Origin of the sequence: Prosthecobacter sp. (assembly GCF_044232965.1) — a bacterium.
GTDB lineage: Bacteria > Verrucomicrobiota > Verrucomicrobiia > Verrucomicrobiales > Verrucomicrobiaceae > Prosthecobacter.
Window position 1 is genome coordinate 1 of record NZ_JBIIKX010000119.1, and the last position, 10,697, is coordinate 10,697.

11 protein-coding genes are annotated in these 10,697 nt (G+C 58.1%); 6 read left to right on the top strand and 5 right to left on the bottom strand.

The annotated features are described in order from the left end of the window. Positions 1-904: hypothetical protein (locus ACILSI_RS25875; protein ID WP_395724820.1), on the bottom strand; the 904-nt coding region annotated here is incomplete at its 3' end. A 26-nt stretch (positions 905-930) separates the two neighbouring features. After that, positions 931-2,001 (bottom strand): OmpA family protein, encoded by a 1,071-nt coding sequence (locus tag ACILSI_RS25880; protein WP_395724821.1) that lies wholly within the window; start codon positions 1,999-2,001, stop codon positions 931-933. Between the two features lie 132 nt (positions 2,002-2,133). Between ACILSI_RS25880 and ACILSI_RS25885 the strand changes: the two genes are divergently transcribed. The 3 genes from ACILSI_RS25885 to ACILSI_RS25895 all read left to right on the top strand — a co-directional run bounded on the left by ACILSI_RS25885 (position 2,134) and on the right by ACILSI_RS25895 (position 3,956). Beyond that, positions 2,134-2,853, top strand: coding sequence for a superoxide dismutase (locus ACILSI_RS25885; RefSeq protein ID WP_395724822.1), 720 nt, complete (start codon positions 2,134-2,136; stop codon positions 2,851-2,853). A gap of 159 nt (positions 2,854-3,012) precedes the next feature. Beyond that, on the top strand, positions 3,013-3,543 hold the full coding sequence (locus ACILSI_RS25890) for a hypothetical protein (protein ID WP_395724823.1): 531 nt from the start codon (positions 3,013-3,015) through the stop codon (positions 3,541-3,543). 35 nt (positions 3,544-3,578) lie between these two features. After that, the gene (locus tag ACILSI_RS25895; protein ID WP_395724824.1) at positions 3,579-3,956 is read left to right on the top strand and encodes a rhodanese-like domain-containing protein; all 378 of its coding nucleotides are present in this window, start codon (positions 3,579-3,581) and stop codon (positions 3,954-3,956) included. A gap of 377 nt (positions 3,957-4,333) precedes the next feature. Here the strand turns inward: ACILSI_RS25895 and ACILSI_RS25900 are convergent, their stop codons facing one another. Beyond that, entirely contained in the window at positions 4,334-5,062 is a 729-nt protein-coding gene (locus tag ACILSI_RS25900; protein WP_395724825.1) for a metallophosphoesterase family protein, read from the bottom strand. A 94-nt stretch (positions 5,063-5,156) separates the two neighbouring features. Between ACILSI_RS25900 and ACILSI_RS25905 the strand changes: the two genes are divergently transcribed. Genes ACILSI_RS25905 through ACILSI_RS25915 form a run of 3 tightly spaced genes read left to right on the top strand, consistent with a single transcriptional unit; the run spans position 5,157 to position 6,475 of the window. Further along, a complete protein-coding gene (locus tag ACILSI_RS25905) occupies positions 5,157-5,453 on the top strand; it encodes a type II toxin-antitoxin system RelE/ParE family toxin (RefSeq protein ID WP_395724826.1) in 297 nt (98 codons plus the stop codon). A 43-nt stretch (positions 5,454-5,496) separates the two neighbouring features. Further along, positions 5,497-5,838 carry a HigA family addiction module antitoxin gene (locus tag ACILSI_RS25910; protein WP_395724827.1) on the top strand — a complete coding sequence of 114 codons (342 nt, stop codon included), beginning with the start codon at positions 5,497-5,499 and terminating at the stop codon, positions 5,836-5,838. Between the two features lie 34 nt (positions 5,839-5,872). Continuing rightward, positions 5,873-6,475, top strand: coding sequence for an RNA polymerase sigma factor (locus ACILSI_RS25915; RefSeq protein WP_395724828.1), 603 nt, complete (start codon positions 5,873-5,875; stop codon positions 6,473-6,475). Between the two features lie 101 nt (positions 6,476-6,576). Here the strand turns inward: ACILSI_RS25915 and ACILSI_RS25920 are convergent, their stop codons facing one another. After that, complete coding sequence (locus ACILSI_RS25920) at positions 6,577-7,437, bottom strand: DUF3800 domain-containing protein (RefSeq protein ID WP_395724829.1); 861 nt, start codon at positions 7,435-7,437, stop codon at positions 6,577-6,579. A gap of 511 nt (positions 7,438-7,948) precedes the next feature. Then, a complete protein-coding gene (locus ACILSI_RS25925) occupies positions 7,949-10,390 on the bottom strand; it encodes a tetratricopeptide repeat protein (RefSeq protein ID WP_395724830.1) in 2,442 nt (813 codons plus the stop codon). Positions 10,391-10,697 lie beyond the last annotated feature (307 nt).

Sequence of the window (10,697 nt, forward strand, 5' to 3'; positions counted from 1 at the left end):
TCCACTGGCGCATGGCGTTTTCATCGTCAAACCAGCGCCAGAAGAACGGCGCGGCATCGCCCAGCTTCTCCTTCGAATGCGCAAGCATCGGCCCCACGGTGATCAAGTGACAGGCGACGAGCAAAATAATGCCCAGCCAGTGATTCCGCCACACCCAGAGCGTGGTACCGCTTTCCTGGAACCAGCTCGCCACGATCAGGCCCCACAGCCAGCGCAGCGTGCTCACGAAAATGAAAACGAACACCAGCGTCGTTGCCGTGGGCAGCGTGAGATTCGCCAGAGCGGAGAAAAAGCCGATCATGCCATAGAGCCAAAGCGAATTGCGCTTCAGTGCCGCGATGCAACACACCCAGGTGAGCAGGAACAGGAGCTGAAACAGCACATCCGGCGAAAACATTGCCGCCGAGGGCAGCAGCACGCCAAAACCGATCGTCAAAATCGTCAGCAGGGCCGCAGGCACCGAAAAGGCCCGCGCCGCCGCCAGACCAAGCATCAGCAGGAATCCCAGGCTCAGGCCAAAGAGCAAGCGCTTGCCGGAGCGCAGCACCAGGTGATCCTCGGCGCTCAAAGCCGCCGCTGATGTCGCATGACCCGCTGCCACATTCCAAGCCGCGAGCCAGGGCCACATCGGCCGCACGATGCCATCCGTGCGGTGCGGCAGCCAGTCGTTCAGCGGTTTGGAGACTCCTTTGGAAAAGTCCGGCGTGAGATCACGCCGCGTCTCGATGGCGGCATTGAGATACATGCGTTCCTGCTCGTGAATGCCGGTGCCGGCCTGACTTTGCCACTGAAACGCCTGCACATAGCACCAGGCAAAGAAAACCAAACTCGCGAGCATCACCACCCAGCGGCCACCGCTCAGCCAGAGCCTTGTGAGATGCAGAAACACGGATTTGACCGGCATGCGTGCAGCGAGGTTGAAGTGAGGTGTTACTTCTTCGGCCGCACCTTGATCTCCACGCGGCGGTTCAGGCCCTGCTGCTCCACCGTGCCAGCGACGCTGACGATCGGCTTCGATTTGCCCATGCCCATGGCCTGGATGCGGTCACTGCCGAGTCCGAGCGATTCCCGCAGCCATGAAACCACCGCGTTCGCACGGCGGATGCTGAGCTCAAGATTGAAGTCCTCGCCACCGAAGCTGTCGGTGTGGCCTTCGATGATGAAGAGCGAGTCCGGGTTCTTTTGGATGAGGAAACCCAGCTTCATGAGGCTGAGGCGGGCCGCTTCGGCCAGTTGATCACTGCCATAGTCGAAGAGAAGGTCGGTCGGCATCAGGATCGGCGCGGTGCTGCCACCCATCTTGCCTCCGCCGCCGAGGAGGTCGTCGAGATTGCTGAAACCCTTCACGCGCGCACCGGCGGCGGTCGCGGTGCCCTGGCTTTTCACCGCGTCGAGCAGGCCGCTGTCCATCTTGCCGCCTTCGCCGGGATCGAGCGCGCCAGCATCGAGCAGCATTTGTTTTTCCGACACGGGCTTCGAGAGCACATCCCGCCGCACGCTGGCCATCTCGGCGGCGATGTCGGGCGCGGCCATGGTTTGCGGCGCGAGGAGTTTGGCCATGTCGGTGGCCTTGGGAGCGCCGGGGGCACCGTCGCCGGGGTCGTTGGCGCGGATGAAGTTCGTGATCTCCTTCACATTCGGCGTCAGGTCGATCTCCTGGTTCGCCGGCAGCTCCTGCATCTTGTCAAAGTTGTCCAGATTCGGCTCGAATGCCTTCATGTCCGGCACGTTGCCCGGGGCGATGATCTCAGGGATCTGCTGGATGGCCTGCTGGTCCTTGAGCGCCTGATCACTGATGCGGATGCGCTCCGGCACCTCGCGCAGTTTGACCGGCTGCATGGCGGAAACGCCCAGGAAGTCGAAACCGACAACCAGCATCATGTGAAACACCACGGAGAGGATCAGCGCGAACATCACCCACCATTTCAGGCTCCAATCGTCGCGGGAACGAAAAGAGGACTGTGGAGTGGTCCACTCGGGGGGATGGGTAACGGCGGCCATGACAAGGCAAATGCTACCACGGTGGCAATTCTTTGCACGCGTCACTTTATAGCCATGTCGCGGTCATTTTAGCCGTGACATCGGCCCGGCCTCCTTCGTATCATGCCGCACACACCAACCCAAACTACCACCATGAACCGCCGCATCTTCCTCACCACCAGCACCGCCGCCCTTGCAGGCTCCCTTGTCGTCCCGACCAGCAGCCAGGCGCTTGATCTCACCCAATCCCCCCTGCCCTACGCCCCGGAGGCCCTGGAGCCGCACATCGACGCCCTGACGATGAACATCCACTTCGGCAAGCACCACGCCGCTTATATCAAGAACCTCGGCGACGCATTGAAGGCCGCCAGCGTGGACAAAACCGACCCTGTCGCCCTCATTTCCGACCTCAAATCCGTCCCCGAGGCCCAGCGCATGCTCATCCGCAACAACGGCGGCGGTCATGTGAACCACACCTGGTTCTGGAAATGGATGGCCCCCGCTGGCAGCGGCCCGAAAAGCCCCGAAGGCAAGCTCGGCGAGGCGATCCAGAGCACCTTCACCAGCATCGACGACTTCAAAAAAGTCTTCGGCGAGGCCGGCACGAAGCGCTTCGGCTCCGGCTGGGCCTGGCTCATTGTCACGAAGGACGGCAAGCTCAAAGTCACCTCCACGCCCAACCAGGACAACCCGCTCATGAAAGGCGTCGTCGAGGAGGAAAATCTCGGCACCCCGATCCTCGGCCTCGATGTCTGGGAGCACGCCTACTACCTCAAGTATCAAAACAAACGCCCCGACTACATCGCCGCGTGGTGGAACGTGGTGAACTGGGCCGAGGTGGCGAAGGGATACGAGGCCGCAAAGAAGGCGTGAAGGCTTAACAATGACAAATGAATAAATCCGAATGACGAACGAAATCCCAATGACGAAGCTTGAAGATCAACGTCAACACCGGGGCAAGCTTCAGCCTCGTCATTCGGGCTTCGTCATTATTTCGTCATTCGGTCCTTAGTCCTTCGTCATTTCCCCATCATGACCGGACTCATCGAGGTCAAGCTCACGGAGTTGAACCAGTTGTTCAACTCCATGGACCCTTCGCCCTTCCATGAGCGCGATCTGGATCACGACGCCGAGGAATTCATCGTCAGTTGGGCGCAGGAGCACCCTAAGCAGCACGATTTGAAGCTCCTTGTGCATCTCGCCAAACGCCCTGCCGATGTCGCCGATGCGCAAAAGCTCGTCGCCGACTCCGTCGCTCACTACTTCGAGTATCGCGCTGACATGACGATGCACGAAATGAAACGTCTCATGCGCGAAGGCCGCGCCTCGTTGATCATCGGTCTGCTCTTCCTCGGCATCTGTCAGATCACCGCCACCCTGCTCACGCCGCCTGCCGGAAGCTGGCAAACCGTCGCCCGCGAAGGCCTCACCATCATCGGCTGGGTCGCCATGTGGAAGCCGCTCGAAATCTACCTCTACCGCTGGTGGCCCGTACTCACCCTACGCCGACTCTACCAACGCCTCAGCCGCATGCCCGTCGAAGTCCACTGCGCTACACCTTGACCTTCTTGACCGTTGACCTCTTGACCCTCCATCCCATGAAAACCCTCCTCACCACCCTCCTCCTGCTCATTCCCGCCTTCGGATTCGCTGAAGACAAGGCCAAACACGTCAAAGCCGACGAAGCCGCGAAAATCATCGCCGAAGGCAAAGTCGTCATCGTGGATGTCCGCACGCCCGACGAATTCAAAGACGGCCACATCAAGACCGCCAAGAACATCGACATCATGGCCGCCGACTTTGAAGCGCAGCTCGCCAAGCTCGACAAAACCCAGCCCACGTTGGTTCACTGTCAGGCCGGTGGCCGCAGCATGCGCGCCCTCCCAGTCTTTGAAAAACTCGGCTTCAAGAACCTCATCCACCTCGACGAAGGTTTCGGCGGCTGGGAAGCGGCGGGCAAGCCGGTGGAGAAGTAACTTGATGAAAGGAGAGCGGAGACTCCTCTCCGCTGCTGCCGGTCAAAATCGACAAAACGCCCCACCTTTTGGCTCGGCGCTCGCACCTCGGAGGTCGGACAGCGATGCCTTTCAGGTCGGACACCCGAGCTCTCAGGCCGGGTGTCCAAGCATGGAGCTTCACTTTCCAAGCCGTTAGGTCGGACATCCGACTTTTTTGCTCCGGCATCGATGCCTCAGGGGTCGGAACGCCGACCTTTTCGGTTCGACATCCAACCTCTGAGGTCCGAATTCCGACCTTTTTGCTCCGATGTCCGGCCTCTGAGGCGGGGCATTTGAGCGTTAAACTGCTCATTTTCAGCACTTTGACAGATTGACCACGATAAATATGTCTGCCTTCACTTCCCCAGCTCTAGCCGCTGCGCAAAGTAGGCTGGCAGACCGGCTTGGATGATAGCTTGCTGCGCACCGGCAATGTCATAGGACACGCGCCTCCACAGGATGTCCTGGGTGTCGCGACGATAGATGGCGTAGCAAGCGTGTTCATCGCGATCACGCGGCTGGCCGACGGCCCCCACATTCACGAGGCACTTGCGGTTCGGCTTCAAAGCCTCAATCGAAGTGATGTCCACGCCAAATTCATCACCCTCCACCCAAAATGCAGGCGAGTGCGTGTGTCCGATGAAGCAGACCATTCTTGTTTGATGCGGAAAACTCAGCGCGGCAGCATCCGCTCTCAGCACATAAGCCCACTCGCCAGGATGATGCAGGGAGGCATGCACCGCCTCGTAGTCTTCGGCCTGCATCGTCATGGGCAGCGCCGTCAGCCAGTCTGTCTGCCCCGGAGTCAGAACGCCCCGTGTCCACTCGATGGACTGACGCGTGGCATCCTTCACGCCATCCAGCCCCTCGCTGGCCGTTACCATCGCATCATGATTGCCCTTCACGCAGGGAATACCCTTTTCCATCAAGAGATCAATGCAGTCGCCGGGGCTGCCGCCATAGCCGACCACGTCGCCGAGACACACTCGTTCGTTGATGCCGTGGTCTGCCATGTCTTGCAGCACGGCGCGCAGGGCATGGGCATTGCCATGGATGTCGCTGAGGATCGCCACCGATTTGTTCATGCCCGCACCTACGGGTTACGCGGAAAATCGTCAACCAGCCTGCGAGACGCGGACTTCCTCTTGGCGTCTTTCCGTTTTTGGGTATTGTTTGCTCATGCTGCTTCATTTTGCCGACAAAGAAACGGAGGCCATTTTTCACGGCAGGGCCGTCCGGCGCCTGTCGGTGGAGCTTCAGGAGCATGCCTTCCGCAAGCTCCGCTACCTTGATGCCGCTGTCTCCATGGCCAGTCTTCAGGCTGTCCCTGGACTCCGCTGCAAAAAGCTCGGCGGTCAGCGCAAAGGACAGCCTGACTTGTGGAGCATCCGCGTGAACGACCAATGGCGCATCACCTTCACCAGCACCGAACCCCCGCTCGAAATCCGCAACGTCGAACTCACGGATTATCATTAGCCGCCGACACCCCTCACCAAAAACCCATCAACCAAGCCCCGCCATGAACACTGCCAAAACCAAAACCAAAGCCAAAGCCAGGAAAACCACGCTCCACCTCGCGCATCCCGGTGAAATGCTGCTGCTGGACTTTCTCCAGCCCGCCACCATCAGCCAGTATCGCCTCGCCCAGGCCACCGGCATCAGCGTCAGCCGAATCAACGACCTCATCAAAGGCCGTCGTGGCATCACGCCCGACTCCGCCATCCGTCTTGGGGCCGCGCTCGGCACGGGGCCAGAATTATGGCTCAATCTCCAGCGTGATTATGACATGCGCCTCGTCCGTGCCGAGAAGGCGGCCGAATACGCCGCCATCTCGGTGATTCCCGAACTCGCCGCCGCCTGAAATCACCGGATCATTCTTCGAAATCCACGACCCCATGCCCGATGCCGATTCATTGTTTCGTGAGGCGCTGCCGCTGGCCGACAAGATCGCGGGCGGCTATGCGAACATTCCCGGCATGACCGCTGATGACGTGCGTACCGTGGCTCATGCGGCGCTGCATCGGGCGGCGCTGGCGTTTGATCCAGCACGCGGGGTGTTTGAAGCGTATGCCGCACGGGCCATTCGGAATGCGCTGAACTCGCTACATCAAAAGGAGGCCCGTCATGCCCGGCAGATCGTGCCGGAGGCGGATCTCGCCCTCGCGGCCTTCACCACGACGGGCAGCACCGCGCCCAGCCAGCGGTTGCCGGATGAGTTTCAGGATGTGCTGAGCCAGGTCCGCTCGCAGGAGAGCCGTCGCGTGCTGGAAAACCTGCTGGCCTCACTGCCTGCACGAACTCAGCAAATCCTCGCCCTCGTCGCGGAGGGGCACAGCTACGCCGAGATCGGCGAGCGGTTGGGCGTCTCGAAGCAGGCCGTCCACAAAGCCGCCGCTGCGGCCTTGGGCAGCCTCCGCGAAGAACTCGCCGCGCAGGGCTTTGGCGGACTCGACTCCCAAGGCTTTTTGCAAACCGCGACAAATCATGAGCGCGGCTGATAAATCAGATGTTTTGAGTTCTTGCTTGCTCATGCGCGCTGAAAATGACAAATTGAACCTGTCGGAAGGTGAAATTCGGCTCCATGCCGTGTGATGAAGGGCTACGGCCCTGAGTCCTCTACCTTCCGACTTTTCATTTTCACGAGGTCCAGCGGCGGGCGCTTCCGGGTGTGATAAGTGCCGTAACTGGCCTCAGAGGTGTCGTCCGCATCCACCAGCAGAGCCACCTTCGGCCAGATCAGATCCAGAAAACGGTCTTCGTTTTTGGCAAAGAGCCGCTGCACCGCCCAGAGGCAGTAATCCGCCACTTGCAGGCCCGTGCTGTCATTGGCGGGCATGGCGAGCACCTCCACCGTGGCATCGGGATAGCTGCCAGCGGCTTTCTTGGAGTGCTTCTGCGCATGCAGCAGGTGCTCCCGCAGGGAGCGGGTGCGGGCCTTGCCCCGGCTGGCAAAGATGACCTTGTAGGCCGGTTCGGTGTGCAGCTTCTTGTCAAAGAGCCGCCGCACGGCGCTGTCATACAGCTCGCTTGGGGTGTAGCGGTAGGTGGGATCGCGCTGGTTGAGCAGCACTACCCGCCGATGCACGGCAGACATGGTGCGGATGATGCCGTAGAAGTTGAACTCGTGGCGCAGCAGCACTTTAAACACCTCCCGCCGCACCTCGGGGAGGTCGTCCTTTGCGTGGAAGAACATCGCGGTCTTGCCGCCCGCCGGCAGCATGGAGGGCACGCCTTTGAAATAGGGATCGGCCAGCAGCGCAGCCCGGAGTTCGGTCAGTTCCCCCTCCAAAGCGGGCAGATCAGTGAACTCCACCATGCCCAGGATGAAATGATCCTGCACCTTCCCGCTGCCGATCAGCACCCGTCCCCTGGAGTCAAAAATCACGCCATCGCCGCTTTCATCCACAAAGTAGTGATGCGGTGACACTGTCGTGGGGAGTTGGGAATCGGCCTCCGTCATGAACCATCATCCATCGGGATTGAGGTAACGCCAATGCCTTCTCCGCTTCCAAACCCCAGAATGAAACACCGCAAGCTCTGTAGCGCAGCGAAAGCGCCGAAGGCAACCAGGAAAGCCGCAGAGCACCTGAACTCAAGGCGGCTTGATGGTGGGACAGAGAGTAACTTTCTCTGGTAAAAGATGGGCGGTAAAAGATCGGAAAACAGCGGTTCCCATTTTTTACCAGCCAAGTTATTCGGGAGAAAGGCATTCCGATTCAGGCTTCGGGCCTCTGCGGCGTTCCAAACTCTCACGGTGCAACCCAAGGCTTCCCAAGTGCCGCGCTCCATGCTCTTTGCTCTTTGCTCTTTGCTCTTTGCCCTTTGCCCTTTGCCCTTTGCTTCAGCAGACCGCCGTTGCAGGCAAATAATTTAACCATTCAAAAACCGTCAGTAGCGTCTTTGGAACACTGAAACGCTGACGAGAACTTGAAGAGTCAACCTTTTGCTGGCTTGAGTCTCGCACACGCAAATCATACGCTCACTAATCCTTCGTATCTGACGTAAAACTCTTGATCGCCTTCTGGTGATCGCTTCGTCCCCGGCATCAGGCCCACTGGTGCGATGGCACAGCGATCCGCTTTTCGCGTGCAAAACTCCCGCAGGGCTCTGACATCCTCCTGGTCATACTGTGGTTGATCTGGCGCACGAGTCACAACAACCTTCACACCAACAGATCCGCTAGGCGATTGCGCGATAATCGAACAGGGGGCGTTTCTATCCTGTTCGGTGCTGATTATTCGACAGCCCTGCTCATGAAGATTCCCTGCAACCACATTGATAGCAGTTTCATAATCCGTTTGCCGCATGCCGGATGTTAACCTGTAGGAACGCCCTACGAGTTCGGACAATTTATACGAGTGATCGGCTGATTGGTGATTAGTTAGCCGTGGAATTTCAGATGCGGAGATGAGTGAATATCTAGCAAAAGGACCATACTGGACGGTATCCTTGATCCTTGCAGCCCGCGCGGCCTCCCTTGAAGCGCGCTCGAGGACACTGTCTAGATATTCCCCCTTTGTCGAAACCCACTGCAACCATGCTTTCTTGTCTTGCGGGCCAAGCGGGTATGACTCATGAAACGAATCCATCCAGTCCCCTCGCCAAAAAAGTCCACGCCCGTCGCCTTCGATATAGACATGCACAAACTCCATTGCTTCCCTCCGGTTCTGCGGAGCAGGCGCCGATACCTCATCAAGGACAATCTCATCTCTCGGACCGTATGGTGGTGGTGACATGTTAACGTTGGGGGTCACAAACCAGAAATGACCCGGGGGGCAACGCAACCATTTCGTTACGTCGCTGAAGTCAATAATGGCTGCCGCGCAGGATATGCAACCCTTCAGCCCGCTCGGCAGACAAAACTCTAAAGTGGCAGAAGAAATTCCTTCAAACAGCACGGCGCGGAGTGTTTGCTTGCTCCACTCGACAAGTTGTATAGCACGCAGTTGGCCCGTTTCTTCGGCCAACCTGCATGCCAACTTAAAGGCTTCTCGCGCTCTGACAACATCCTCTGCTCCCATGTTACCAGACGCCAATAAAACACTGGCGCGGGACAATTGCGCCCATGCCAACTCCGAGAGCTTATCAGTCCGTCCATCTCTCGTGAGCCGTTCGTAAATTGTAATAGATTTCTCGTAAAGAGACGTTGCCTGCTGCAAATCTCCAAGTTTCTTAGCTGGCGCGGCTTTATTTGCGTAAGCCTCGGCGAGCAGCCCCTCTAGTTCTTCTCGTCCTTGCTCGTGGACCATGCGTTCGTAAATCGCGATGCACTTGTCATGGGCCGCTAACGCCTGGGTATGTCCTCCTAACTCATTGAGGACATTGCCTTTGTTCATGTATGCCTTGGCAAGATCCACGTCGACCTCCGCATTTTCATCTGTCGCGATCAATCTCTCTCTTATGCCGATACATTTTTCGTGCAATTGCAGAGCGGCTCGCAGGTCGCCCGCAGCCCGCTTCGCATTCGCCATGCACATGTAAACATTAGCTAAGTCATTCGCCGCATTGCGCTGGCCCTCATCCACCACGAGGCGTTCCCAGATGTCGCATGCCTTACGATACAACAGTTCGGCGGATTCGAAATTCTTAAGGTCCCGAAGAGCGTTTGCCTTGCCCAAATACGAACGAGCAAGCTCAGTCGCTAAAGTCGTATTCCGATTGATTACGACGAGTCGCTCCATGATTTGAATGGCCTGATCAAACATCTTCATTGCACCCTCATAGTTGCCAAGGTCGTTCAGTGCCACACCTCTTCCCAGGTAGGCAGACGCGAGGTCATTTTCGAGATCTCGTCTGCCACCACGCTCGACTAGAGGAGCGCGAATATTTATGCACATTTCATAGGACTCGGCAGCGCCACCCGCATTTCCGATGTGCAGAAGGGCGCCTGCTTTGTTCATAAACACGTGAGCAAGGTCATCGTTCATTGCTTCTGCATTGCCGTGGCGTCCCATGGAGCGAAGTGCCGCAATACTCTTGTCAAACAATGCAATCGCGGGTTTGACCTTGCCTTGCTCGGTGAGGTCTACAGCTTTGTTCATGTAGGCGCGTGCCAGATCAGCAGTAAGATCGATACGTCCATCTTTTTCCACGAGAGGGTCCAAAATGGAAATGCACTTGTCGTATAACGCTTGGGCGGCGACGTGGTCACCTGACCACTTGCAGAAGATGGCCTTGTGCATGTAGGCAGATGCAAGGTCGGCCGCAAATTCCCTGTGCTTTTGTTTGATCACCAACCTTTCTCGGATGGCTATGCACGTGTCAGCAGCAGAGAAAACCGCCTCAGAATCATGAACGGCGAAACACAACAACGCCTTGTCCGCATAGAATGAGGCCAACAGGTTCGCATTTCGCTCATCGTCGGGGCCAATTACACTTGTCAAAAGACGCTCCACTTCGTGATAGATGGCCAAATCCGCTACCTCAGCCCCGCGACGACTGATCGCTGCGGGTGCTTGATAGCGTTCCGCATCCGCTGGGTCCCGATCTGTTGCGCGATAGGCTTCACGAAGCCACGTTCGGGGATCCCTCCAGCGACCATGTTGAATCTTTCGGTCGTGTTCGACCGGCAGATCCTGCTCTGCCGATGAACGGCTAGCAGCCTGTTGAAAAAGAGGGGTTAAAAAGGCCAAAACTTGGGGGCCAGTCTTCTTCGCGGCCTGGGTGCTGTTGGTGGCCGATTCGCATGATGGAACCTTGTGGCGCTCTCAAGCGTGTCCA